The organism is Microbacterium sp. MTN4-26 (assembly GCF_042846595.1).
Taxonomy (GTDB): Bacteria; Actinomycetota; Actinomycetes; order Actinomycetales; family Microbacteriaceae; genus Microbacterium; species Microbacterium luteum.
The window spans coordinates 50,668-75,477 of record NZ_BTGO01000006.1; the positions used below are offsets into that span (position 1 = coordinate 50,668).

Below are 24,810 nucleotides of genomic sequence, written 5' to 3' on the forward strand. Positions count from 1 at the left end.
GGTGCTCACGCGGCGGTGTCCTTTCGGGAGTCGGGGGACGATCCCGCGGCGCGGGCGTCCGTGGCGGCGAGTTCGTCGCGCCAGGTGCGGGTGGGGCGCCATCCGATCAGGCGCGCGGCCTTCGCGCTCGTGAACGCCGGGGTCGTGCCGACAAGGCCCGCCGCGACCTCCTCGGTTCCGGGGTGGAAGCGCGGCACGAGATCGCACAGCGGTTCGCGAGCGAGCGCGTCATCGGCGCCGACGAAGAAGGTCTCGGCGTTCGGGATGTCGCCCATCGCGGCCAGGAGCACGTCGACGAAGGCGGCGACGTCGCGGGCGTCGACGTAGTTGAACACGGCCGGCGCCGACAGCGCCGGATCGTCGAGGCGCTCGCGCACGGTGTGCCCCTGCTGCGTGAGGGCTCCCTCCCACTCCTCCGGCGCGATGACGTAACACGGCCGGAACGCCGCGAACCGCGTCGCGTCGCCGGTCTGGCGCGCGAGCATCGCCGCGGTCTGCTCGGCGAGCAGCTTCGACAGGGCGTAGGCGTTCCACGGCCGGGGCGGCGTGGACTCGTCGAGGGGCATCGACGGCGGCACCCATCCGGTGGGGGATCCGTAGCCGAGCACGGTGGGGCTCGACGCGGTGACGATCCGCGGCACACCGGCGGTGACGGCCGCGGACATCGTGTTCAGGGCGAGCGCGGCGTTCGTGCGCAGGATGACGTCTTCGGGTGCGCTGAAGGGCACGGCGATCGCGGCGAGGTGCACGAGCGCGTCGGCCCGCGCATCCGCCACCGCCGCGGCTGCGGCGTGGGCGTCGGTGAGGTCGACGGCCGCCTGCGTGACCGCGTCCCGCGAGGTCAGCTCGACCGCATCCGAGACCTCACGATCGAGCGAGACGATCTCGTGTCCGGCATCAGCCAGACCGGCCACGAGCGAGCGCCCGAGCCGGCCGGCGCCACCGGTGACGACGATGCGCGTCACGCCGGCACCGACTCCGGGCTCGCGGCGAGGAAGCGGATGCCGAGGTCGGCCACACGCACCGGCATGCCCGTCGCGAGCGACCGGTTGCCGGCGATGCCGACCGAGATGGAACGCACACCGTCGCGCCAGTCGGCGGGACGCTGCAGCGGGTCATCGCCCGGCCCCTCGAAGACGTCGGCCAGGAGCAGACGGTCGCCGCCGCCGTGCCCGCCCGCGAGGTTCTCGATCTCGACCTCGGTCGCGGCCTCCCAGTGACGCTGCACAAGGAGGCGCTCGCCTTCGGGCCGCAGGGATCCGGACGAGCCGGCGTCGACCGCGCTCGGGTCGAGCACCGGATGCAGGCCCTCGTCGGCCAGCACGGCGCCGCGCTCGACGACCTCGAGCTCGACGCGCCCCTTCGTGCCGTTCACCGCCACGCGGTAGCCCTCCCAGGGAGCGTGCGCGTTGAGGGAGTAGCTGAGGGTCGCGCCCGAGGCGTAGTCGACCACGAGCGCGAGATTGTCCTCGATGGTGATCCCCTCGCCGAACACGTCGCGGTCGCGCAGGTATCCGTCGTGCTCCTCGGCATCGAAGTACAGGGCCTTGAGGTTCGCGTCGGCCCGCAGGTCGAGTTCGAAGGCGCCGGCGTCGTCGTGGCTTCCGCGCGGAGCGCGTGCGCCGAGCCCGCGCGCGTCGGCGTTCTCCGCACCGTAGAAGCGCAGCCCGCCCGACGCGTAGACGCGGGTGGGGACGGACCGGAGCCACCAGTTGACGAGATCGAAGTGGTGGCTGGACTTGTGCACGAGCAGGCCGCCGGAGTGCTCCTTCTCGCGGTGCCAGCGGCGGAAGTAGTCCGCGCCGTGCTTGGTGTCGAGCATCCAGGAGAAGTCGATCGAGGTGATCTCCCCGATCGTGCCCTCCTGCAGGATCTGCCGCAGCGCACTGTTGCGCGGGGAGTAGCGGTAGTTGAAGGTGATGACCACGTCGCGTCCGGTGCGGTCGATCGCATCCTCGATCGCGGCGGCGCTGGCGGCGTCGATCGTGAGGGGCTTCTCGACGACGACGTCGGCACCGGCATCCAGCGACCGCACGATGAGCTCGGCGTGCAGGTCGTCGCGCGCGCAGACGATCACGCGGTCCACCTGTTCTGCGGCGATCATCTCCTCCAGGCGATCGGGGGAGTAGATCAGCGGCGCGGGCTTGCCGCTCTCGGCGACGCGGTCGGCGTGGAACTGCGCACGCACCGGGTTCGGCTCGAGGATCGCCACGAGCGAGGCGCGGTCGGCGTAGGTCGTCGTGATCGCGTCGACGTACATCTGGGCGCGCGCGCCGGCGCCGGCGAGTGCGTAGCGGAGGTGGGTCATCGATGGCTCCTCAGGAAACGTTTTCTCAGTGTAACACGCGTGGCCGTGCTCCTATGCGGTGGATGCTGCGGCCGCTCAGGACGGGGCGGGTCCCGTGCTCTCGCGCAGCGCGACGACGGGGCGGAGCCAGTGCGCGGCGGGCTCCGCCGGAGCGCCGGTGAGCAGATCCTGCATGGCCTCCCACGCGCGTGCGCCGAGGTCTTCGGCCGGCACCGCCGCGGTGGTGAGGGTGGGCGAGGTCCAGCGCGAGAACGGGATGTCGTCGAACCCGGTCACCGAGAGGTCTTCGGGGATGCGCACGCCATCGCGTCGCAGCACTCCCATGACTCCCATGGCGACGAGGTCGTTGTAGGCCAGCACGGCGGTCGCGCCCGAGGCGCGCACCTCCGGCGCGACCCGCGCACCGCTGTCGACGTCGACCCCGCACGGGAGCTGCGTGATCTCCACCTCGGCGTGCGCGCCGGCGAACGCGGTGATCGCGTCGACGCGCGCGGCGTTCGATGCGCTGCGCGGATTGCCGGAGAGGAAGACGTAGCGACGGTGACCGAGGCCGTGCAGGTGGGTGAGGATCTCCGCGAAGGCGGACCGGTAATCCGCCCCGACCACGGGAGCTCCGTCGACGTCGCGGTTGACGACGACCACCGGTGACAGCTCGCGCAGCGACGCCGCGAGGGCGTCGTCATCCATGCGCGGCGCGCACAGCACGACGCCGTCGGTGCGGCGTCGGGTCGTGAGGGCGAGCACCCGCTCCTGGTCGACCGATTCGGCGGAGTCGGCGACGAGCACGTGGTAGCCCGCGGTTCCGGCCGCGCGGCTGAGTCCGCGCAGGATCTCCTGGAACGTCGGGTTGCCGAGATCGGGCACGACCACGGCGATCGTCTGGGTGCGGCCGAGGACGAGGCTGCGGGCGAGGGGGCTGGCGGAGTAGTCGAGCTCGGCAGCCGCGGCGCGCACGCGCTCGGCCATGGCCGGGTCGACGGTGACATTGCCGTTGAGCACGCGTGACACGGTCGACAGCGACACCTCCGCCTTCGCGGCGACGTCGGCGATGGTCACCCGTTTCGGTGGGCGCGGCATGCGGCCTCCTCTCGCTCGCGCCACTCTATCCGCCCGGGAAACGTTCTCCCATGTCGGCGGCGGCGGCCGGCCGTGAACAGCACAGGAGATTCGGCGCGCAGCAGGCCTGTCGGCGCGGCTTCAGCCCGATTCGACGCGGATCTCCTGTGTTGTTCACCGCGGAGACGCCTCGCCAGGTAGCTCGGGCAGCGGGCGGCAGAGGTCGATGCAGGCGAGAGCGGGCAGCGGCGAGTGGCGGCTCGCCGGGTGGGCCGCGGACAACACAGGAGATTCCGGTCGGGGCGCAGTGTGTCGGCAGGTTTCAGCTCCCGGGCGCCGCGGATCTCCTGTGTTGTTCACCGGGGCTGACGGTGTCGACGAGCTGGTGGCGCCGGGGAGGTCAGGCGCCGGCGGGGTCAGGGGCGGGGTGGCGTGCTGCCGCGCACGACCACCTCGACGGGCAGGGGCGGCTGGGAGGCGTCCCACTCCTCGTCGACGGTGGCGTGCAGCGCGCGGTAGCCGAGCTCATCGAGCGGCACATGCGCGGTCGTGAGGCCGGGCCGGATGTCGCGGCCGGTGGCGATGTCGTCGAAGCCGGCGACGGCGATGTCGGCGCCGACCTCGCGCCCGGCATCCCGCACCGCCGACATCACGCCGATCGCGACGACGTCGCTGATGCCGAAGATGACCGTGCCCGGGGGCACCTCATCGTGCAGGAGCGCCTCGGTGGCGGCGTACCCGGCGTCGCGGGTGAAGCCGCCGCGAACGACGCTGCGGATGCGCCCGCCGGCACCGGTGAAGCCGTGGGTGAACCCCGCGATGCGGTCATCGGAGGTCTGGATGCCCTCGCGCGCGCCGACGATGACCGCCTCGCGGTAGCCGAGTTGGCGCAGGCGTGCGCCGAGCGCGCGGGCCCCGCCACGGTTGTCGACGGCGACCGAGCGGATGCTGTCGGGTGCCGGACCGAGCATGACGACCCGTCCGCCCATGCCCCGGAACGCCTCGAGCTCGGGGTCGAGCCCCGCGGCGTCGGGGCCGGTCGTTCGGGAGGCGGCCAGGATCAGGCCCCGCGGGCGCTGACCGCGCAGCGCGCGGACGAGCGAGACCTCGCGCGTCGGGTCGCGCTCGGTGATGGCGATCGTGACGACCAGGCCCGCCTCGTCGGCGCCGCGTGCCACACCCGAGGCGAGTTGGCCGAAGTAGGGGTCGGCGATGTCGGCGACGAGCAGGGCGACGACGGCGGAGGTGCCGCGTGCCGTCGCCTGCGCGGAGAGGTTCGCCGTGTAGCCGAGGCGCTCAGCGGCCGCCTCCACCTTCTCGCGGTAGCTCTCGGCGACCTTGCGCGTGGAGCCGTTCAGCACCCGGGAGGCCGTCGCCAACGACACCCCTGCCTCGCGGGCCACGTCGTGCAGGGTGGCCGCGCTGCGGGCGGTCGAGGGTGTTCGGGTCACGTGCAGGATTCTAGGGGCTCGCCCGCGCGGGATCAGGCGGGAACGACCGCGGGAAGGTGCGGCGTGACGGCAGCCGTGAAGCCGTCGGAGGTGCGTCGCACGGCTTCGGCCGGGTCGGTCGCCCACACGTCGGCGTTGAAGATCTCCACCTCGATGTCGCCGGTGTACCCGGCATCCACGACGGCGCGGGTCATCGGCCCGAAGTCGATGACGCCGTCGCCCGGGTAGTGCCGGCTCAGCAGCACGTCGGCCGGGAGCGGCGTCTTCCAGTCGCACACCTGATACGTCGCGATGCGTCCCTCGCGACCGGCGCGTTCGATCTGCGGGAGCACATCCGGGTCCCACCAGATGTGGAAGGTGTCGATGGTCACGCCCACCACGGACGGGTCGAAGTCGTGCGCGATGTCGAGCGCCTGGCCGAGCGTCGACACGACGCAGCGGTCGGAGGCGTACATCGGATGCAGCGGCTCGATCGCGAGGGTGACGCCCGCTTCGGCGGCGTGCGGAGCGAGCTCGCCGATGGCATCTCGCACGCGCTCGCGGGCGCCGATGAGGTCTCGGGAGCCCTCGGGCAGACCGCCGGCGACGAGCACCAGCACCGCGGTGGATCCCTCGGCGCCCGCCGCGGCGAGCGTGGCGGCCTCCTCGACGGCGACGCGGTTGTCGTCGAGGGATGCGCGGCGGGCGGGGCCCTCGGGCATCGTGAAGAAGCCGGACCGGCAGTGTGTCGTGAAGCGCAGCCCGGAGTCGGCGAGCATCGACGCGGCCGTGGTGAGGCCCACCTCCTGCACCGGTTCGCGCCACAGCCCGATCGCGGGGACGCCCGCACCGGATGTGGCCGCGAGCGCCGTGGCGAGGTCGGCGTGCTTGAGGGTGCCCTGGTTGATCGACAGGCGCGGATCGACGCTCACGCGATCACCCCCGGAACGTCGACGCCGTTCAGGCGCAGCATCCCGTGCCATCGGATGGCGGCCAGCTCGGGCCGCTCCAAGGCGCCGGAGGCGTTGGCGAGCTCGACGATGCGGGACAGGTGCGGCAGGCTGCGCGCGGAGTGGAGCCCGCCGACCATCTGGAAGGCCGGCTGGTGGCCGTTCAGCCACGACAGGAACGCGACCCCGGTCTTGTAGTAGAACGTCGGCGCGGCGAAGACCTGGCGGCTGAGCTCCTCGGTGGGCTCGAGGATCTCGCGGTATCGAGCGCCGTCGCCGGCGTCGAGCGCCTGGATCGCGGCGGAGGCGACCGGGGTGATCGCCGCGAACGCGCCGAGGAGCGCGTCGGAGTATCCGCGTTTCGTCTCGGCCGCCCCGGCCGATGCCTCTCCGGCCCGCCCGTCTCCGGCCTCCCCGGTCGTTGAGCGAGCAGAGCCAGACGAAACGTCGCCCGTCGCAACGTCCGGCATGTCCGTCCCGCCGATGAGGCCGACGTAGTTGAAGTCGTCGCCGGTGAACATGCGCACGCTCTCGGGGAGGCGCTCTCGCACCGACACCTCGGCGTCGGCGTCGAGCAGGCTCATCTTCACCCCGGCGACCTTGTCGGTGTTCTCGCCGATGATCTCCAGGAGCACCTCGGACGCCTCGCGCCAGTCGGCCGACCCGCTTGTACTGAGCTTGGTCGAAGTGAAGTACCCCTCGAGGGTCGGGTCGAACGCGGTGCCGAGCCAGTGCAGCACGACCGGCACCTGCGCCGCGCCGAGCACCTCGCGGTACACGCGGCGGTAGTCCTCGGCCGAGGATGCGGCGCGCGCCAGATGGCGCGACGCCATCAGCACGGGAGCGGCGCCCTGCTCCTCGGTGAAGGCCAGCTGAGACCGGTACGCGTCGATCACCTGGTCGAGGGAGATGTGCTCGTCCTCGACGTGATCGGTGTTGACGCCGACGACGACCGATCCGCCCTCTTCGCGCGCGGTCTGCGCCGTTCGCGCGATGAGTTCGCGCACCGCGGCGGCGTCGAGCCCCATGTTCCGCTGGGCGGTGTCCATCGCGTCGGCGACGCCGAGGCCCCAGGAGTAGACCGAGCGGCGGAAGGCGAGCGTCGCATCCCAGTCGATCTCGGCGGGCCGCCCCGGGGTGTTGTCGGCGTGCACCAGCGGCACGACGTGCGCGGCCGCGTACGCGAGGCGGCTGCGCAGCGGCGTTGTGGGCTTGGTGAATCCGGATGCTTCGCGCAGCGCGACCTGCGAGGTCGACCCGGCGGCATCGAGCAGAGTGAGGTGGGTCATACGTCAGTCCAGGCTCAGGGCGGGCAGCTCGACCTTGCGGCCCTCGCGGCTGGATTCCAGGCCGGCCTCGGCGAGGAGCACGCCGCGTGCGCCGGAGAGCAGGTCGAACGCGTAGTCGGTGCCGAGCACGTACGACTCCAGGAACTCCTCCCACTGCTGGCGGAAGCCGTTCTGGAACACGTCGTTCGTCGGAACGGCGGCCCAGTCCGCGTCGTAGTCGTGGTCGTCGGCGAGGTCGGGATTCCACACCGGCTTCGGGGTGGCGTTGCGGTGCTGGATCTTGGCGCCGAACAGGCCCACAACGGCCGAGCCGTGGGTGCCGTCGACGTGGAACTCGACCAGCTCGTCCCGGTTGACCCGCACGGTCCACGACGAGTTGATCTGCGCGACGATGTTTCCGTGCTCGGGGTCGCCTTCGAGCTCGAAGATGCCGTAGGCGGCGTCTTCCGCGGTGGCGGTGTAGTGCTCGCCGTTCTCGTCCCAGCGGTCGGCGATGTGCACGGCCGCCTGGGCGTAGACGCTCTTGACCTCGCCGAACAGGTTCTCCATGACGTAGTTCCAGTGCGGGAACATGTCGACGATGATGCCGCCGCCGTCTTCGGTGCGATAGTTCCAGCTCGGACGCTGCGCGGGCTGCCAGTCGCCTTCGAAGACCCAGTATCCGAATTCGCCGCGCACCGAGAGGATGCGGCCGAAGAAGCCCGAATCGATGAGGCGCTTCAGCTTCTGCAGGCCCGGGAGGTAGAGCTTGTCGTGCACGACGCCGGTCTTCACGCCGGCTGCCGCGGCGAGCTTGGCCAGCTCGAGTGCTTCGGCCGCGGTCTCTGCGGTCGGCTTCTCGGTGTAGATGGTCTTGCCGGCCGCGATCGCCTTGCGGAGAGCCGCCGAACGCGCCTTGGTGACGAGGAAGTCGGCGTAGATCTCCCAGCGGGGGTCGGCGAGGGCCGCGTCGAGGTCGGTGGTGTAGTCCTCGATGCCGTGCTTGTCGGCGAGGTCGGCGAGCTTCGCCTCGCTGCGGCCGACCAGCAGCGGCTTGACCGTGACCTTCGTGCCGTCGGAGAGCACGATGCCGCCCTGGTCGCGGATCGCGAGGATCGAGCGCACCAGGTGCTGCCGATACCCCATGCGTCCGGAGACGCCGTTCATGATGATGCCGATCTCGCGGACGGCCGGGCGGACCTCGGCCTGGGGCGGGGCGATCGTGGTGTCGGTCATGCGGTCCTTCTCTCTCGTATCCGGCGACGTCACGGTCGCGGAAAAGCCGGGGAACCCCGAGGGGTAAACGCTTTCCCCAGTGTGCCACGCCCCTGTCTGCCACGCAAGCGCTTTCCCGTGCGTGGCCACGCCGCCCCGCGCGCCCGCCCGGCCCGCACCGCCGCCGCACGGCGCCCCCGCCGCCGCCGCACGCCGCGCGGCGCTCGCACGGCGCCGGCCCGCACCGCCGCCGCCCACCCCGGCGCCGTCCCAGGCCGCCCACCCCGGCCCGCACGGCCGCACGGCGCCGGCCCGCACCGCCGCCGCACGCTGCCCACGCCACGAGAGTCGCTCTGCAGTCACTTTGTGCGGGTGCGTGGCCTCTCCACCCACACAAAGTGACTGCGGGAGGGCGGGGTGAGGTGACTGCGGAGGGTGGGATGGGTGACTGCGGAGCGGGGCGAGGTCGGCCGGAATACGGCCGGTCGCTCAGCTCAGGCGGATGCATCCCCACGACACCGCGGGAAGGGGAATGCGCAGGGTCGTGTCCTCGATTGTTGCCTCCAGTGCCGTGATGCCGACCCGCTCGGGGCTCTCCAGGGTGTTGGCGGCGTAGATGTCGTCGTCGTGCAGCAGGTGCGCCTCGTCGATGGCCATCTCGCGGCCCAGGTCGCCGAGGAGCGGCCGCAGGTCGACCGACAGGGTCGTGGGCTCGGCCGTGGACCGGTTGACGACGAAGAGCGACACACCGTCGTCGTCGATCGTCGCGACGGCGTTCACGGTTGCCACCTCGCCCAGCGCGGGACTCGTGAAGGTCGGTGCCGACACCGGAACGCGCACCGCGCGCCCCTGCGCCCAGCGCGAGGTGAGCGAGAAGGGGAAGAACGTGGTCTGGCGCCACGCCGGGCCCCCGGGCTCGGTCATGATCGGAGCGATGACGTTCACCAACTGCGCCAGGGATGCGGAGCGCACGCGGTCCGCGTGCTGGAGCAGGGTGATCATCAGGTCGCCGAACACCACGCCGTCCAGAACGCTGTAGCGGTCTTCGAGCAGGCGCGGAGCGACCGGCCATCCCTTCTCCTCGGGCTTGTCGTTCTGCCCGCCGTCGTCATCGTGGAGGTACCAGACGTTCCACTCGTCGAAGGAGATCATGATGCGCTTGTCGCTCTTCTTCGCCGCCGCGACCGCGTCTGCCGTGGTCACGACCGACTCGATGAACCTCGCCATGTCGACGCTCGACGCGAGGAACTCCTGCGCGTCGCCGTTCCGCTCTTGGTAGTACGCGTGGCAGGAGATGAAGTCGACGTCGTCGAGGGTGTGCTCCAGCACGGTGCGCTCCCACGAGCCGAAGGTCGGCATCGACCGCGCCGACGAGCCGCAGACGACCAGTTGCAGTCCCGGATCGATCATGCGCATCGCCTTGGCCGTCTGGGAGGCGAGCTTGCCGTAGTCGTCGGCGTTCTTGTGACCGATCTGCCACGGTCCGTCCATCTCGTTGCCGAGGCACCACATCCTCACGCCGAACGGCTCCGGATGCCCATTCGCCGCCCGCCGGTCGGTCCATGCCGTCTGTGCGTCGACGTTGGCGTATTCGAGCAGGTCGAGCGCCTCCTGGGTGCCCCGGGTGCCGAGGTTGACGGCGAGCACGAGGTCGCTGCCGACGAGCTCGAGCCACGCGGCGAATTCGTGCAGGCCCACCTCGTTCGTCTCGGTGGAGTGCCACGCGAGGTCGAGGCGGCGGGGTCGTTCGTCGACGGGGCCGATGCCGTCTTCCCAGCGGTATCCCGACACGAAGTTGCCGCCCGGGTAGCGGATGGTGCTGACGCCCAGTTCGCGCACGAGCTCGATGACGTCCCGCCGGAAGCCGTCGGCTCCGGCTGCGGGATGACCCGGCTCGTGGATGCCGTCGTAGATGTGGCGGCCGAGGTGCTCGACGAACCCGCCGAACAGGCGACGGTCGATGTCGGCGATCTCGTGATGGGGATCGAGGCGGGCGGCGGCGACGGCCATGGTTCCTCCGGGGATGGTCGGGGAGATGTCTGGTGGGGATGAGGCAGAGCCCCGCCCCCACCAGGGGTTCACTCGAGGATGACGTCGGCCTCGGTGAAGAAGCGGTCCACCGCCTCGTCGACCGTGATCGTCCCGAGCCCGAGCTCCTTGCCGACGTCCCAGAACGTCTGCTCGAGCGAGCCGTATCCGATCACGGGCACGGGCGGGGCTTCGCCCACGCGGTCCGCCACCGACTCGATGTAGTCGGCGACCTGCTTGTCGACGCCTTCGAGCGTCGTGCCCGCGAGCTTGCTCGACGAGGCCGGGAATCCGAGGGTGGTGCCGAAGATCTCGCCGGCTTCGGGGCTGTTGACGACGTAGTCGAGGAAGATCGCCGACGCCTCGGGGTGGTCGGTGTTCGACGCGATGGCCATCTGCAGACCGCCCTGCTGGTAGAGGTCCTTCGAGCCCTCGACGGCGGTCGGGGGCGCGACGATCGAGATCGACTCGGCGCCGGAGTCCGCGAGATAGCCGCCCAGGAAGTTGCTCCAGCTCATCTCGCTCGCCGTCAGGCCGGCCCCGAAACCGGACACGGGGCTGATCGCCTCGAGCTCGACCTGCGGAACGGTCACGCCGTCGCGGATGTCGTCGCCGGAGGCCCAGAAGTCGCGCAGCTCATCCTCGGTGAAGCCGAGCTCGCCGTCCTCGGTGTAGAGGTTTCCGCCGTTCGCCCGGAGAACCAGTTCGAACACCTGGATCCGCTGGGTGTAGTCGGTGCCGCCGTAGACCGTGCCGTCGGTCGCATCGGTGACCCCGGCCATCCACTCGTCGAACGCGTCGAAGGTGGAGCCGCCTTCCGGGGCGGCGATGTCGTACTCGGCCAGCACGTCGTCGTTCACGAAATTCGCCCACATGCTGTATCCGGTCGGCAGGGAGTACTGCACGTCGTTCAGGCGACCCGTGCCGAGCAGGGCGTCGTCGAAGGTGGAGAAGTCGATGTAGTCCGACACCTCGCCGAGATCGAGCACGTGGCCGGGCTCGGCGACTGCCGCAGATAGCTGTCGGAGAACTGGAAGACGTCGGGAAGGCCCCCGCCGGCCACTTCGGTCTGCCGCTTCTCCCAGTAGCTGGGGAAGTCGGTGAAGGTCGTGTTCACCGTGATGTTCGGATGCTCGGTCTGGAACGCCTCGATCAGCTGGTTGTAGCGGTCGGCGCGATCGTCGTTGCCCCAGAAGGCGAAGGTGAGCGTCACGTCGGCGTCGGGGTCGTACTCTCCCGAGCTCCCGCCATCGCCCGCGCACGAGGCGAGGGTGAGGGCGGCGGCGGAAACGACGGCGGCGGTGACGACGAATCGAAGGTGTCTCATGGTGGTCCTGTCAGGAGGAGAGGGATGCGAGGGCGCCGTTCGCGTCGGACGGCGCGGGCGAGGGATGCGCCGGGATGGGCGCGAAGGCGAAGACGACCTGCTGCGGTGACAGTGCGGTGCGTCCGAGGGCGGCGCCGGTTTCGGCGTCGCTGCCGTTCAGGGAGACCGTGACGGTCTCGTCGGAATGGTTGATCACGGTGACGAGGGCGCCGCGACGCGCGACCTCGACGCCCGCGGGGAGGTCGTCGATGACCGGTCGCACGCCGCGGTCGGCGACGAGGCGGCCGACGATCGCGTCGACACCGGCGGCGTCGGGCATCGTGGCGACGTACCACGCGGCGCCGTCGCCGTGGCGTTGACGGGTCACCGCCGGTCGCGCCGCGTTCGGACCGTCGTCGAAGGTCGCGATCACCTCGGCGGTCTCGGCGTGGACGGCCTCGGCGACGAGCGTGCCGCGAGCGGCACAGCCGTCGAGCGTGAACGACACCGTCTCGGGCTCGCCGTCGCCGACCGCACCGAGCGCGCCGACGCCCGTGCCGCTCGCGGGAGGGCCCGCCAGTGCTCCGAAGTCCTCGTAGCGGATGCCGAGTGCGGCGCCGAGGCGCGTGAGGAACCCGCCGTCGCAGAACTGGTCGTGCTCGTCGACGATGTCGCTGAAGGGTCCGGTGAGCAGCGTTCCACCGGCTCGCGCGAACCGGTCGAGCGCGGCTGCTCCCTCCTCGCGCAGCAGGTAGAGGGCGGGCGCCAAGACCACCTCGTACCCGCGCTCCGCCTCCTCGGGCCCGATGATGTCGACCATGATGCCGCGGCGATGGAGTGCGCCGTACCACTCCAGGGCAACGGCGAGGTAGTCGATCCGGAAGGGATGGTCGCGCTCCTCGACCGCCCACCAGTTCTCCCAGTCGAAGACCAGCGCGACCCGCGCATCCGAGCCCGGTGCCGGCAGCTCGCCGAGCTCGCGCAGGCGCTCGCCGAGGGAGACGACCTCGCGCCACGTGCGGGTGCGCGTGCCGGCGTGGGGGAGCATCGCCGAGTGGAACTTCTCGCTGCCGGCGCGGGACTGCCGCCACTGGAAGAACATGATGCCGTCGGCGCCGCGCCCGATCGACTGCGCGGTCTCGGCCGCGAGCGCCCCCGCGGCCTTGCCGGGGTTCGCCGGGCGCCAGTTCACGGCATCGGTGGCCTGCTCCCACAGCAGCCACGGCACGCCGGGCTTGAGCGAGCGCACGAGGTCGCGCTGGAACGCCGAATCGCGCACACGCGTGGGATGCGCCGGGTCGGGATAGCAGTCGTCGGCGATGACGTCCATGTGCGGCGCCCACCGGCGATAGTCCGCCGGCTTGAACGGGCCCATGAAGTTCGTCGTGATCGGCTGCGTCGCGCCCGCCTGCAGCAGGATGCGCCGCTCCGCCAGGTAGCACTCCAGCAGCATGTCGGAGGTGAACCGGCGGAAGTCGAGCATCGACGACGGATTGTGGCTGTAGGGCGCCAGCCGCGGAGGGAAGACCTCGTCGAACGTGCTGTACCGCTGCGACCAGAAGTTCGTGCCCCACGCCGCGTTGAGCGCGTCGACGGTGCCGTACTTCTCGCGCAGCCAGCGACGGTACGCATCCCGCGCGGCATCGGAGAAGTCCATCCAGAGGTGGCAGCCGAACTCGTTTCCGACGTGCCACATCACCACCGCCGGGTGGTCGACGTAGCGCTCGGCGATGCGTCGCACCAGCTCACCGGCGAGGCGTCGGTAGACAGGGGAGGAGGGTGCGAAGTGCTGCCGGCTTCCCGGCCAGTACGACGCGCCGGATTCGTCTGCGGGCAGCGTCTCGGGGTAGTTCGCGCTCACCCACGGCGGCGGCGAGGCCGTTGCCGTGGCGAGGTTCACGGCGATGCCGCCGGCGTGCAGGGTGTCGATGACCCGGTCGAGCCAGGCGAAGTCCCACACGTCTTCGGCGGGCTGGATGCGCGACCAGGCGAAGATGCCGAGGCTCACGATGTTCACGCCCGCCTCGTTCATGCGGCGGACGTCGTCTTCCCAGACCTCTTCGGGCCACTGGTCGGGGTTGTAGTCGGCGCCGTACAGCACGCATGACTCCTTCGAGGATGGGGGTGGAGGCTTCAGCCGGCGTGGCGCCGCGGGCGCTCGGGAACGGCGACCACGGCCAGTGCGGCGCATCCGAGGGCGGGGATCACGAGGGGCACGAGCGCCCACGTGACGATGACGACGAACGCGGCGGTCGCGGCCAGGTAGAGCGCTCCCGGCACGTCGTGGCGCACAAGCGAGGGGACCGCGCCGATCGCGCCGCGCCATCCGGTCTCCGGCGTCCACGCCCCCGCGGCGGTGAGCACGGCGATCGCGAGGGCGGCCAGGCCGGCCCATCCGACCACGGCGATGACCGGGCCGCCCGGCAGGGCGCCCGACGCGGCCAGGTCGATGTCGAGCACGAACAGGCCGGTGAGCACGAGCACGGCGAGGCCCAGGAGCGCGCCGCCGGCGAGTCCGCGGCGCACATCCGACCAGAACGCCGACAGCGGCGAGCCCTCGGCGCGCACGAACCGCCGCAGATGACGGATGCCGGCGGCCAGCGCGACGGGCAGGGTGATGACCGGCACCGCCACCAGCGTGACGAGCAGACCCGTCATGAGCACCTCGCCGAGCAGGCCGAACTTCGCCGTGGCACCCGGGAAGCGGGCGGGAGCGCGCTCGTCGAGCGTCGGCCCGCTCCCGTCGCGGTCTCCGCGACGGGCGGCCCTCAGCTCGCGACGCTCCCGCGCCCGCTCCGACGATGTGGTCATGGGCGTCAGCCTTTCAGGCCTTGGGTGGCGACGCCGTCGACGAGGAAGCGTTGGAAGACGATGAAGAAGATCAGGATCGGCACCAGCGCGAGGAACGATGCGGTGACCGTGGCGCCGTAGTCGCTGGTGGAGGTCTGGTCGTTCCAGAGGCGCAGCGCGATCGGGAGGGGGTAGTTCTCGGGGCTGGTGAGGTAGATGAGGGGGCCGAGGAAGTCGTTCCAGGACCAGATGAAGGAGAAGATCGCGCAGGTGATGAGGGCGGGTTTGATCAGCGGGACGATGATGGCCCAGAAGATGCGGAGGTGTCCGGCGCCGTCGATGCGGGCGGCTTCGTCCATGTCGCGGGGCATCTGTCGCATGAACTGGACGAGCAGGAAGACGAAGAACGCTTCGGTGGCGAGGAATTTCGGCAGGACCAGCGGCCAGAAGGTGTCGATCATGTCGAGGGTGTTGAACAGCAGGTACTGGGGGATGATCACGACGTGGAACGGCAGCAGCAGGGTGCCGATCATCGCGGCGAAGAGGATCCCGAGGCCTTTGAACTGCACGCGGGCGAAGGCGTAGGCGGCGAGGGCGGAGCTGAGGACGGTGCCGATGACGGCGAGGGTGGCCAGCACGAGGGAGTTCCAGAAGAACTTCCACATCGGGATGCCGGCGATGCCTTCCATGACGGTGAGGTAGTTGCCCACGGTGGGGTTCTCGGGGAGGATGCCGGGGTTCTGGCCGAACTCGGAGGTCGGCTTGAACGTCGCGAACAGCAGCCACACCAGCGGGTAGAGCACGACCGCGGTGATGACGATGAGGACCGTGAACCAGATGATGGTCTGCCAGGTCTTCCGCTTGACCTTGCGGCGGCGGGGCGGGGTGCGGTCGGGGAGGTCTTCTTCGATGTCCTGCTGTTCGAGGACCTGGACGGCCGGTTCGCCGAAGCTCTGCGTGCTCATCGGTTGTCTCCCGAGTAGTGGACCCAGTTCTTCTGGGTGCGGAAAAGGATCACGGCGATGATGGCGACGACGACCAGCAGCACCCAGGCGATCGCGGCGGCGTAGCCGTACTGGCCGTCGGAGAAGCCGCGCTTGTAGAGGTAGAGGGTGATGAAGTTCGTCATGCCGGCGGGGCCGCCGGTGCCGTTGGAGATGATGTAGGCCGAGGCGAACACCTGGAACGCGCCGATGATGCCCAGCAGCAGGTTGAAGAAGATCACCGGGGAGAGCATCGGCATGGTGACCGCGCGGAAGCGGTGCCAGGGTCCGGCGCCATCCATCTCGGCGGCTTCGTAGAGCTCTTTCGGGATCTGCTTGAGACCGGCGAGGAAGATGACCATCGTCGCGCCGAACTGCCACACCGCGAGGATGATCATCGCCGGGAGCACCAGCGAGGGGTTGCCGATCCAGGAGCCGAGGTTGATGCCGAAGAAGCTGAGGAAGTTGTCGACCGGGCCCTCGCCGGCGAACATCGCCCGCCACACAATCGCGACCGAGACCGACGCGCCGATCAGCGACGGGGCGTAGAACGCCGAGCGGAAGAACGCCGCCCCGCGGTCGCGGTAGTTCAGCAGCATCGCGACCGCGAGAGCGGCGGCGAGCATGATCGGGGTTCCCACCAGCACGTACACGAGGGTGATCTGTGCGGACTGGATGAACTGCGGGTCGTTGGTGAACAGCCGGATGTAGTTGTCGAAACCGACCCACCGGGGCGGCTGGAAGATGCTGTACCGGGTGAAGGAGAGGTACAGCGAGTAGACCATCGGGATGATCGTGAGCCCGAAGAACCCGATCAGCCAGGGCAGCAGGAACCCGTACCCGGCAAGGGTCTCCTTGCGCTGACGACGCTTCTGACCCGGACGAGTCGCCTCGTTCTCAGCCCGCCGACGCTGCATCAGCGAACGCCGCGAACTCTTTCCCGTGACGATCACTCTCGTCGCTGTCGTACTCACTGCTCACTCCATCCACAGAGGGGAAACGATGGGCGGGGGCCCGGCCGTGGCGGCCGGACCCCCGGCGTGTGTCACGCGTTGTTGCTGAGGACCACGTCCATCTCGGTGAAGAAGCGGTCGACCGCTTCGTCGACGGTGATGGTTCCGAAGCCGAGCTCCTGCCCGATCACACGGAACTCCTCCTCCAGGGTGCCGTAGCCGACGATCGGCACCGGCGGGGCGTCGCCCAGGCGGTCCTGGATCGAGACCTCGTAGTCGGCGATCTGCTGGCTCAGCGGGTCGAGCTCGGCGGCGGCGAGGGCCGTCTCCGAGGCGGGCAGGCCGCGGTTGGTGCCGAAGATCTCACCCGACTGGGGCGAGTTCACCAGGAAGTTCACCAGGGTCGCAGCGGCCTCGGGGTGCTCGGTGTTCGCGCCGATGGTGTGGAGCATCGAGGGCTTGAGGTAGAGGTCCTGCGCCCCCTCGACGGTGATCGGCGGGGCGATCAGCCCGAGCTCGGTGTAGTCCTCGCCCAGCTCGCCGAGGTAGCCGGCTCCGAAGTTGTCCCACGTCAGTTCGCTGGCCGTCTCGCCGGCGCCGAATCCGGAGGTGGGGAAGAGCTCCTCGAGGCGCTGCGACGAGATGACGGCGCCCGAGTCGATGAGCTCCTGGCCGTCCTCCCAGAACTGCGCGAGGCGCGCCTCGTCGAAGCCGGGCTCGCCGTCCTCGGTGAACAGGGCGCTTCCCTCGGCGCGCAGCTGGATCTCGAAGTTCTGGATGCGCCCGGCGTAGTCCGAGCCGCCGTAGACATCGCCGCCGCTGGCGTCGGTCACCTCGCCCATCCACGCGCTGTAGTCATCCCACGTGCCGCCGGCGAACTCGTCCACGCCGACCTGCTCGAGCAACTGGGGGTTGGTGTACATGCCCCACGCGTTGGTCGACGTCGCGATGCCGTACGTGGTGCCGCCGACGACGCCGATGTCGAGGATGTTCTGCGGGATCGGGTCGGTCTCGATGATGCCGCCCAGGAACGGGTCGAGATCGAGCAGCAGGCCGTTCTCGGAGTACTGGCGGAGGTACGAGTAGTCGAACTGCATGACGTCGGGCAGGTTGCCGCCCGCGGCTTCGGTCTGACGACGCTCCCAGAAGGCGGGGAAGTCGAGGAACGAGGAGTTCACCGTGATGTTCGGGTACTCCTCCTCGAACGCCGCGATGACCTCGTTGTAGAGCTCGGCGCGCACGTCGTTGCCCCAGAAGGCGAGGTCGAGCGTGACCTCCTCGTTCGGGTCCATCGTGTCGGCGGGCTCGGATCCTCCCGAGCAGCCGGCCAGGACGAGTCCCGCGCCGGTCGCCAGCGCGACGGCGGCCATGGTCCGCTTCTTGCTGAACATCCTTGTCCTCTCTTCGAACGCCTGTGTTCTCTCACCAAGACGCTCGTTGTCCGTTGATGCGGTGTCGGCACGTTCCCTGTTGCAGGTGGTGCGGGATGGGAAAGCGCTTGCCTGATACCGTAGGCTACGGAAAAACGTTTCGCAAGCGGGGTCGCGGAAAAACCTTTGAACGATTCATAACGGTCGGATCACAAACCCGGCCCGTCGCGTCTCGAAGGGTCAGCGCACGCAGACCAGCACGTCGTCGACGACGTGCAGGCGCGCACGCTGCACGGAACTGCGTCGATGCAGGTCGTCGGAGGCGTCGGCGATCTCGGATCCGTCCCACCACGGGTGGGAGAAGAAGTAGATCCACGCCGCGTCGTCGCCGTCGGCGAGGGCCATCGCGTGGCGTCCGATCTGCAGGCCGGATTCCGGGGGTCCGACCGTGTCGAGGAGGAGCCCCTCCTGCCGCTCCCACACGACCGCATCGGCCGAGCGGTGCACGGCGAGCCCGCGCCACTCGTCGGTGAGCATCCACCACCATCCGCCGAGATCGATCACGAACGGCCCCTCGTGCGGGCGGCCCTCGATAGCGGTTCCGCCTGCCGACCAGTCGGCGAGATCCTGCGACACGGCCACCTTCGTGACCGAGTCAGCCGCCTCGTCCTTGTACCAGAGCCGCCATCGGCCGTCGGGGCACCGTCTGACGGCGGCGTCGATCACGCGGTCGCTGTCGAGGGTGACGGGGCCCACGCGACGCCAGGTGCGCAGGTCGTCGGAGGTGTACTCCACGATGTGGCGCGCGTGGCCCTCCCACCGATCGGGGACGCCGGCGATCTCGGTCAGGTACATCCGCCAGCGAGTGCCGTCGTGGATCACCTCCGGTGCCCAGTGCGTGCGATCGACCTCGAGCGGCGGCGGTCCGGGTGTGAGTGCGAGGGCGCTCCCGTCGCCGGGCGCGAGCGTTCCCTCGTATTCCCAGCGATCGCCGTCACCGCTTCGCGCGACGCCGATGCGGCTGCCGTGCACCCACGCGACCCCCGGGCCGGGTGCGGGATGCGTCGCACGGCGCTGCGTGTAGAACATCCACCACCCCCCGGGTGCGCGGACGACGGTCGGGTCGGTCGCGCCGTCGTAGACGGGGTCGCGGTACACCTCGCCGGGTGCGGGGACAGCGGGATCCCAGGGCGATGCCGGCATGTCAGCGCGGCCGCAGATCGGTCACCGGGCTCTCGAAGCCCGTGCGGTGCGTCGGATGCGTCGCGAGCTCACCGGGGGTGATCGGGCGCCCGTCGGCGGCGGCCGACGCATACATCGCTGCGACGATCTCCAGCGACCGTGCCGGCGCATCGGCGGTCGGCGGGAGCGGCCCGCCGGCGCGCAACGCGGTGAAGACGTCGTGCAGCAGGGGCGCATGACCGCTCGGGATCTCACGCGACGGCAGCTCCCACGTGGCCGCCTCGTGCTCGAACCCGGGCGCCGGGGTGATCGCCCAGTTCTCGTGACCGTGGCCGTAGAGGTGGTCGACCGTCACGGTGGCCTTCTGCGTGTCGATGCGGATCGAGCTGGTCTGGCGCGGGGAGACCGTGCTCGCGACGACCTGCGCGACGGTGCCGCCGGCGAAGCGAACCGTGGCGGTGGACGCGTCTTCGGTCTCGGTCTCGCGGTCCAGCCGCCACATCCGCGCCTCGACGCTCGCCCAATCGCCGAGCAGGAACGCCAGCAGGTCGAGCTGATGGATGCCGTGCCCGAGCGTGGTGCCCCCGCCCTCCGTGCTCCACCTGCCGCGCCACGGCACGGCGAAGTAGTCCGCGTCGCGGAACCACAGCGTCTGGCACTGGGCGATCAGCGGGCGGCCGAGGGCGCCGCTGTCGAGGAGGTGCTTCACGTGCGCGGCGGCGGTGCCGGTGCGCTGCTGGAAGACCACCGCGAGGCGCCGATCGGCTGCGTCGGCGGCGCGCCGCATGTCGTCGAGCTCGTCGAGGCTCGGTGCGGGGGGCTTCTCGACCACCACGTGCGCTCCGGCCGCGAACGCCGCGAGCGCCTGCTCCCGGTGCACCGCCGGGGGCGTGCAGATCAGTACGACGTCGGGATGCTCACTCGTCAGCAGGGCCTCGAGGTCGTCGTGAACGGCCGGAACGTCGTGCATCTCCGCGAACGCGCGGGCGGCCTCGGCGGAGAGGTCGGTCACCGCCACCAGCCGGGCGGCGGGGTCGGCGGCGACGGCCTCCGCGTGCAGGCGGGCGACGTTGCCGGTGCCCACCAGGGCGCACCGCAGAACGCGGTCGGGGTCGGTGGTCATGAGCTCTCCTCCATGGGAAGACGTTCGGGGTCGGCGGGGGACGGAGGGGGTCAGCCCGCGGGCCATCGCCAGGTCTGCAGGCGCCCGCACATCCCGAACCCCCGCGGGCCGGGGGTCGGCTCGGCGCGCACCACGGCCGCGTCGGACATCAGGCCGGGGCTGCCCTCGGCGAGGGCAGCGAGCTGGTCACGCGTGCGCTCCGTCTCGGCGACCACGGTGCGCGTCCACTGCTGCTGCCACTGCGCGACGCGGGGCTGCACGAGCTTCGCGGCGCGGCGGTGGAACTCCGCGTACGCCTCCGGTCCCCGGTCGCGGATCTGCGCGCGCAGCAGCCCGTAGCCCTCGAGGGCGAGGTCGCGGCGGCGACGCGCGGCCGAGGCCCGCACATCGGGGTCGCCGTCGGGAAGGGTTGCGGCGGCGGCGTAGGCGTCGGGATCGTCGAGGACGTCGGGCGGAAAGGTGAGCACCGCATCCCCCGCCTCGGGGAGGCCCGCATTCTGCATGACCACGACCAGGCGCAGATCGCCGCGGTTCACCAGCCGGTGCACGGTCCCGGGCGAGAAGTGGACGACCTCCCCGGGAGCGAGCGGATGGATGGCCGCGCCGGCGTGCGAGAGGGTGTGCACCTCGCCGGTGCCGCCGGTGACCACATAGCCCTCGCTCGAGGCCGTATGCAGGTGCGGCGAGCCGCCCGCCAGCCCGTCGGCGCCCTCGGTGTCGTAGACGCACAGGTCGCTCACCGCGACTCCGCCGGGGAAGAGGGGCGGTACGCGGATCGGCCCGGTGAGGGGGTGACCCGCGGTCACGGTGCCAGCTCCGTCGCGATCGCGCGGGCCTCGTCCTGATCCCACATGCGGTCGCCGAAGACGTATCGGTGCGCGAGGGTGATCTCGGTGTCGGGCGCGAAGGCGATGTGCTCGTCGAACGACGGCGAGGGGCTGAGCACCGGGAACGGCTCGGTGCGCACGAACCACTTCACTGGAGGCGGCGCCGACGACCGCCCGGCGTAGCAGAGCACCGTGCCCCCGCCGTCCACGTCGTCGTGCTGGCCGGAGAAGGCGACCCACGGCGCCTCGGCGCCCATGAGCGCGCCAGGATCGGAGGTGACGGGCGAGGTCACCGTCCCCCCGGTCCACGCCCGCGGCATCCGCAGGAAGAAGCCCGTGTAGCCGGCGTTCGGTCGCCCCTGCGTGGTGGGACTGCCGAGTTCGAGGGTTCCGCCGCTGACGTTGTGCAGCGTCGTCTCGAAATCGAGGACCCACAGGCCCCGCTCGCGGTCGACGCCGCCGAAGCGGTGCGTGCGCCGCTCGGTGATCCACTCCCGGCCGGCCTGGGTGATCCACGTGAGGTCTTCGCGGAACGAGACCTCGTCGCCGGCGGTGCGCATCGCGGTGAAGCCGTCATGGCGCATGCGGCCGACGTTGTCGCGAGCGACGTAGCCCTCGCCGTCGATGTAGGTCGGGCCGCCCCAGAAGTTCTCGCCCGAGACATGCGTCCACGTGAACTGCAGTCCCTTGTGCCAGCGGTGGTCCCACGGGCGGAAGCCGGTGAGCAGCCCACCATCGAGGGCGCGGATCGGATGCAGGTAGGGCTTGGGTCCCTCGAAGGCCGGCGCATCGGCGTCGAAGACGTAGGTCGCGATCTCGACCGTGTCGGCGGTCACTCTCAGCCGGGTGTCCTCGCGCGTGATCATGAGCGTCATGCCGCGGTCTCCTTCACCGGCGCCCAGGGCGCCCCGTCGCCGTCCATCCGGGTCATGAAGGCATCGTCGCCCGAGATCTCGCCCGCCGCCACCCGCACGCCGCGGAAGGCCGAGGCGTAGGTCGCCGCGGCGAATTCCAGCGTGCGTCGCGCATCCACGATCGACACCTCCGGTTCGCCGCCGTCGGCGAGGGCGTCGATGATCGCCGCGAGCTGCAGGCGGTGCCCGCTCACGACGTCGTCGTCGCCGGCGCCCGTGTGCCACAGATCGGCGAGGTGCTCGTGGCCGGGAGCGGGGGTGAACCTCCAGTCGGCATCGGTGTAGCCGTAGAGGTGCTCGAGTTCCACCGTCGCGAAGGCGAAGTCCACGCGCAGCCGCGTGGTCTCTCGCGGCGACACGACCGAATTGACGACGGTGGCCAGGGCGCCGTTGTCGAACCGGGCGAGCACGAGCGACACGTCCTCGGTGTCGGTCGGCCGCGACTGCCGTGCCGCCATGGCCGACACCTCCGACCACGGCCCCAGGATGCTCAGCAGCAGGTCGAACTGGTGGATGCCGTGCCCCATCGTCGGCCCGCCGCCCTCGGTGTCCCAGCGCCCGCGCCACGGCACGGCGAAGTACTCGTCGGGGCGGTGCCAGAGCGTCTCGCACGTCGCCACCAGCGGGCGTCCGAGCACGCCGTCGGCGACGAGCCGGCGCAGCCGCAGCGCCGCCGCGCCGAACCGGTGCTGGTAGACCGTGAGAACCGGAACCCCGGTCGCGTCGCTGACGGCGGCAAGCTCGTCGACCTCGGCGAGGCTGAGGGCGGTGGGCTTCTCCACGAGCACCGGCACCCCCGCCCGCATCGCCGCGATCGCCAGGGGCGCGTGGGTCTGCGGCGGTGTGCACACCGAGACGATGTCGAGGTCCGCGGCGGCGAGCAGCTCATCCGCGGTTGTGTAGGTCGCCGGCGCACCGAAGCGATCCGCGAACTCGACCGCGCGCGCAGGGTCGAGGTCGGCGACGCCGACGAGGGTGATCCGGGGGGCGAGCTCGGCGATCGCGGTCGCGTGGGCCTGGGCGATGGCGCCGGCGCCGATGATGCCGGCCCGCAGCGGTGGGGATGCGGTGGTCACGAAGACTCCTCCTCGAGTCGGTGTCGGTTCAGATCGACCCGGCCTGCGTGAGGTGCAGGTCGGCGTAGCGGCCCTCGAGATCGAGCAGCTCGGCGTGATTGCCCTGCTCGACGATGCGTCCGCGTTCGAGCACGACGATGCGGTCCGCCTGGCGGATGGTCGACAGCCGGTGGGCCACGATGAGGGTGGTGCGCCCGGCCATGAGGCGACCGAGCGCCTCCTTCACCAGCTGCTCCGACTCGGGGTCCAGCGCGCTCGTGGCTTCGTCCAGGAGCAGGATGCGCGGGTCGCGGATGAGCGCCCGGGCGATCGCGAGGCGCTGACGCTGGCCGCCCGACAGGCGCGCACCGCGCTCGCCCACGAGGGTGTCCAAGCCGTGCGTCTGCGCCTGCACGAACTCCAGGGCGTTCGCGTCGGCGAGCGCCTGCAGGATCAGCTCTTCGGAGACGTCGTCGAGGCCGTATCCGATGTTCTCGCGGATCGTCCCCTCGAACAGCACCGATTCCTGCGGCACCACCGATACGAACCGGCGCGCGGTGCGCAGGTCGAGCTCCTGCATGTCCACGCCGTCGAGCAGGATGCGCCCACCCGTGGGGCGCAGGAAGCCCAGCACGAGGTTCAGCATCGTCGACTTGCCTGATCCGCTGGATCCGACGAAGGCGACGGTCTGCCCCGCGGGGATGCCCAGGTCGACCTCGTGCAGGGAGTCCTCGTCGGCGCCGGGGTAGCGGTGCGACACCTGCGCCAGGGTGATCTCGCCGCGGACGGCGTCGACGGGGCGCTTGCCCTCGTTCATCTCGAGGTCGGGCTCCTGCATGACCTCGGCGATCGATCGCACCGATTCCAGCCCGCGGGCGCCCACCGGGATCAGCATGAGCAGCTGGGTCAGCCCCTGGGTCAGGAGCGTGAAGTAGGTCGACAGCAGCACCACCTCACCGGGGGTGATCGGGAGGAACCCGGTCAGGGCGAAGACTGCCGCCAGCACGAGGCAGCCGACTCCGAGGAGCTGCATCGCCACCCACGAGATCGAGGCGACGTGTCCGTTGAGCATGTCGAGGTTGAGGCCGGCGCGCCGCACGCCGTCTGCGCCGGTCGCCACGCGCGTGACGGCGGTGCGCTCGAGGCCGTGCGCGCGGGTCACCGGCATGAGCGAGGCCATTTCGCCCACGCGCGCCGAGAGCACCTCCACCTCGCGTCGGAACAGCTCGTTGCGGCTGCGCGAGCGCTTGCGCAGGCCGTAGCGGATGCCGATCGCGATCGGCACGGCGAGTGCGTACACGGGAAGAAACTGCGGCACCGCGATCGCGGTCATCGCGAGGGCCCCGATCATGACCATCGTCGCCGACAGCAGCGGGTGGGTCACCTGCTGCAGCATCAGCTCGACGTTCTCGACGTCGCGCACCACCTTGGTCTGCACGATCGAGGAGCTGACGCGGGAGTGGTATCCGATCGACAGACTCTGCAGGCGCTGCGCGAGAGCGTTGCGCAGATCGGCGCCGGTGTCGCGCACCACGGTCATGAACTGCCGCGTGTAGAGGATGTGGTTGGGGTAGTTCTGAGCGAGGAGCACCACCGCCAGCAGGAACCACCACAACACGGCGGAGACGTCGCCGCCGTCGGCGACGATGTCGATGATCGCGGCGGTGATCACCGGCAGGAACCACAGCGGGATCTCCTTGAGGGCGAACGCGAGAACCGCCACGAGCATCCGCCACGGGCGTCGCAGCAGCAGCCGGAGCACCGACCGGGTCGGGCGCTGGCCGTCGATGGCGTCCGACAGGTCGGGAAGCGTTTTCCGAGACATCGTGTCCATGGTAGCGCCGATGCTGCGCGCCGTCACCGGCGGATGCGCCGCGGTCGCTGTTGCTCCGCGGTCGCTGTTGCTCCGCGGTCGCTGTTGCTCCGCGGTCGCTGTTGCTCCGCGGTCGCTGTTGCTCCGCGGTCGCTGTTGCTCCGCGGTCGCTGTTGCTCCGCGGTCGCTTTTTGCGGGTGCGTGGCCTCGTCACCCGCACGAAGTGACTGCGGAGCAGG

The 24,810-nt window shown here is 70.7% G+C and carries 21 protein-coding genes; all 21 read right to left on the bottom strand.

The genetic code is table 11. The features are described 5' to 3' along the window. Window positions 1-5 precede the first annotated feature (5 nt). Window positions 6-965 (bottom strand): NAD(P)-dependent oxidoreductase, encoded by a 960-nt coding sequence (locus ACGG9C_RS06475; protein ID WP_194383840.1) that lies wholly within the window; start codon window positions 963-965, stop codon window positions 6-8. Continuing rightward, window positions 962-2,308 (bottom strand): Gfo/Idh/MocA family protein, encoded by a 1,347-nt coding sequence (locus ACGG9C_RS06480; protein WP_194383839.1) that lies wholly within the window; start codon window positions 2,306-2,308, stop codon window positions 962-964. The genes ACGG9C_RS06475 and ACGG9C_RS06480 overlap by 4 nt, the downstream gene beginning before the upstream one ends. Window positions 2,309-2,383: 75 nt before the next feature. Continuing rightward, window positions 2,384-3,385, bottom strand: coding sequence for a LacI family DNA-binding transcriptional regulator (locus ACGG9C_RS06485; RefSeq protein ID WP_194383838.1), 1,002 nt, complete (start codon window positions 3,383-3,385; stop codon window positions 2,384-2,386). A 395-nt stretch (window positions 3,386-3,780) separates the two neighbouring features. Then, window positions 3,781-4,815, bottom strand: coding sequence for a LacI family DNA-binding transcriptional regulator (locus tag ACGG9C_RS06490; protein ID WP_390178416.1), 1,035 nt, complete (start codon window positions 4,813-4,815; stop codon window positions 3,781-3,783). Window positions 4,816-4,847: 32 nt separating this feature from the next. Beyond that, the gene (locus ACGG9C_RS06495) at window positions 4,848-5,777 is read right to left on the bottom strand and encodes a sugar phosphate isomerase/epimerase family protein (protein WP_083336538.1); all 930 of its coding nucleotides are present in this window, start codon (window positions 5,775-5,777) and stop codon (window positions 4,848-4,850) included. Next, a complete protein-coding gene (locus tag ACGG9C_RS06500) occupies window positions 5,723-7,033 on the bottom strand; it encodes a dihydrodipicolinate synthase family protein (protein ID WP_071044962.1) in 1,311 nt (436 codons plus the stop codon). Before ACGG9C_RS06500 ends, ACGG9C_RS06495 begins: the two co-directional genes overlap by 55 nt. 3 nt (window positions 7,034-7,036) lie before the next feature. Beyond that, a complete protein-coding gene (locus ACGG9C_RS06505; protein WP_071044961.1) occupies window positions 7,037-8,248 on the bottom strand; it encodes a Gfo/Idh/MocA family protein in 1,212 nt (403 codons plus the stop codon). Between the two features lie 468 nt (window positions 8,249-8,716). Next, window positions 8,717-10,237 carry an alpha-N-arabinofuranosidase gene (locus ACGG9C_RS06510; protein WP_194383837.1) on the bottom strand — a complete coding sequence of 507 codons (1,521 nt, stop codon included), beginning with the start codon at window positions 10,235-10,237 and terminating at the stop codon, window positions 8,717-8,719. 68 nt (window positions 10,238-10,305) lie between these two features. Beyond that, complete coding sequence (locus ACGG9C_RS06515) at window positions 10,306-11,244, bottom strand: ABC transporter substrate-binding protein (RefSeq protein WP_237673307.1); 939 nt, start codon at window positions 11,242-11,244, stop codon at window positions 10,306-10,308. Then, entirely contained in the window at window positions 11,166-11,582 is a 417-nt protein-coding gene (locus tag ACGG9C_RS06520) for an ABC transporter substrate-binding protein (RefSeq protein ID WP_272872940.1), read from the bottom strand. Before ACGG9C_RS06520 ends, ACGG9C_RS06515 begins: the two co-directional genes overlap by 79 nt. A gap of 10 nt (window positions 11,583-11,592) precedes the next feature. Then, complete coding sequence (locus tag ACGG9C_RS06525; RefSeq protein WP_228480835.1) at window positions 11,593-13,662, bottom strand: beta-galactosidase; 2,070 nt, start codon at window positions 13,660-13,662, stop codon at window positions 11,593-11,595. Between the two features lie 32 nt (window positions 13,663-13,694). Next, on the bottom strand, window positions 13,695-14,372 hold the full coding sequence (locus ACGG9C_RS06530) for a hypothetical protein (RefSeq protein WP_194383835.1): 678 nt from the start codon (window positions 14,370-14,372) through the stop codon (window positions 13,695-13,697). Window positions 14,373-14,377: 5 nt separating this feature from the next. Further along, window positions 14,378-15,316 (bottom strand): carbohydrate ABC transporter permease, encoded by a 939-nt coding sequence (locus tag ACGG9C_RS06535; RefSeq protein WP_083336659.1) that lies wholly within the window; start codon window positions 15,314-15,316, stop codon window positions 14,378-14,380. Further along, the gene (locus ACGG9C_RS06540) at window positions 15,313-16,251 is read right to left on the bottom strand and encodes a carbohydrate ABC transporter permease (protein WP_071045948.1); all 939 of its coding nucleotides are present in this window, start codon (window positions 16,249-16,251) and stop codon (window positions 15,313-15,315) included. The genes ACGG9C_RS06535 and ACGG9C_RS06540 overlap by 4 nt, the downstream gene beginning before the upstream one ends. Window positions 16,252-16,379: 128 nt before the next feature. Next, window positions 16,380-17,678 carry an ABC transporter substrate-binding protein gene (locus ACGG9C_RS06545; protein ID WP_071045913.1) on the bottom strand — a complete coding sequence of 433 codons (1,299 nt, stop codon included), beginning with the start codon at window positions 17,676-17,678 and terminating at the stop codon, window positions 16,380-16,382. 219 nt (window positions 17,679-17,897) lie between these two features. Next, window positions 17,898-18,860, bottom strand: a complete 963-nt coding sequence (locus tag ACGG9C_RS06550; RefSeq protein ID WP_390178417.1) for a family 43 glycosylhydrolase — start codon at window positions 18,858-18,860, stop codon at window positions 17,898-17,900. Window position 18,861: 1 nt separating this feature from the next. Further along, a complete protein-coding gene (locus ACGG9C_RS06555) occupies window positions 18,862-19,962 on the bottom strand; it encodes a Gfo/Idh/MocA family protein (protein ID WP_286721518.1) in 1,101 nt (366 codons plus the stop codon). 50 nt (window positions 19,963-20,012) lie between these two features. After that, window positions 20,013-20,768, bottom strand: a complete 756-nt coding sequence (locus tag ACGG9C_RS06560) for a cupin domain-containing protein (protein WP_228480834.1) — start codon at window positions 20,766-20,768, stop codon at window positions 20,013-20,015. Beyond that, on the bottom strand, window positions 20,765-21,664 hold the full coding sequence (locus ACGG9C_RS06565; protein ID WP_194383833.1) for a PmoA family protein: 900 nt from the start codon (window positions 21,662-21,664) through the stop codon (window positions 20,765-20,767). The genes ACGG9C_RS06560 and ACGG9C_RS06565 overlap by 4 nt, the downstream gene beginning before the upstream one ends. Then, window positions 21,661-22,779: a Gfo/Idh/MocA family protein gene (locus ACGG9C_RS06570; RefSeq protein WP_228480833.1), complete on the bottom strand. Its 1,119-nt coding sequence runs from the start codon at window positions 22,777-22,779 to the stop codon at window positions 21,661-21,663. Before ACGG9C_RS06570 ends, ACGG9C_RS06565 begins: the two co-directional genes overlap by 4 nt. Before the next feature lie 28 nt (window positions 22,780-22,807). Beyond that, on the bottom strand, window positions 22,808-24,583 hold the full coding sequence (locus ACGG9C_RS06575; RefSeq protein ID WP_194383832.1) for an ABC transporter ATP-binding protein: 1,776 nt from the start codon (window positions 24,581-24,583) through the stop codon (window positions 22,808-22,810). Between the last annotated feature and the right edge of the window lie 227 nt (window positions 24,584-24,810).

Coding starts and splice junctions, on each gene's coding strand:
- ACGG9C_RS06480 (WP_194383839.1), bottom strand. CDS start 2,308: ATGACCCACCTCCGCTACGCACTCGCCGGCGCCGGCGCGCGCGCCCAG.
- ACGG9C_RS06485 (WP_194383838.1), bottom strand. CDS start 3,385: ATGCCGCGCCCACCGAAACGGGTGACCATCGCCGACGTCGCCGCGAAG.
- ACGG9C_RS06495 (WP_083336538.1), bottom strand. CDS start 5,777: ATGGCACGGGATGCTGCGCCTGAACGGCGTCGACGTTCCGGGGGTGAT.
- ACGG9C_RS06500 (WP_071044962.1), bottom strand. CDS start 7,033: ATGACCCACCTCACTCTGCTCGATGCCGCCGGGTCGACCTCGCAGGTC.
- ACGG9C_RS06505 (WP_071044961.1), bottom strand. CDS start 8,248: ATGACCGACACCACGATCGCCCCGCCCCAGGCCGAGGTCCGCCCGGCC.
- ACGG9C_RS06510 (WP_194383837.1), bottom strand. CDS start 10,237: ATGGCCGTCGCCGCCGCCCGCCTCGATCCCCATCACGAGATCGCCGAC.
- ACGG9C_RS06520 (WP_272872940.1), bottom strand. CDS start 11,582: ATGAGACACCTTCGATTCGTCGTCACCGCCGCCGTCGTTTCCGCCGCC.
- ACGG9C_RS06530 (WP_194383835.1), bottom strand. CDS start 14,372: ATGACCACATCGTCGGAGCGGGCGCGGGAGCGTCGCGAGCTGAGGGCC.
- ACGG9C_RS06535 (WP_083336659.1), bottom strand. CDS start 15,316: ATGAGCACGCAGAGCTTCGGCGAACCGGCCGTCCAGGTCCTCGAACAG.
- ACGG9C_RS06540 (WP_071045948.1), bottom strand. CDS start 16,251: ATGCAGCGTCGGCGGGCTGAGAACGAGGCGACTCGTCCGGGTCAGAAG.
- ACGG9C_RS06545 (WP_071045913.1), bottom strand. CDS start 17,678: ATGTTCAGCAAGAAGCGGACCATGGCCGCCGTCGCGCTGGCGACCGGC.
- ACGG9C_RS06550 (WP_390178417.1), bottom strand. CDS start 18,860: ATGCCGGCATCGCCCTGGGATCCCGCTGTCCCCGCACCCGGCGAGGTG.
- ACGG9C_RS06555 (WP_286721518.1), bottom strand. CDS start 19,962: ATGACCACCGACCCCGACCGCGTTCTGCGGTGCGCCCTGGTGGGCACC.
- ACGG9C_RS06565 (WP_194383833.1), bottom strand. CDS start 21,664: ATGACGCTCATGATCACGCGCGAGGACACCCGGCTGAGAGTGACCGCC.
- ACGG9C_RS06575 (WP_194383832.1), bottom strand. CDS start 24,583: ATGTCTCGGAAAACGCTTCCCGACCTGTCGGACGCCATCGACGGCCAG.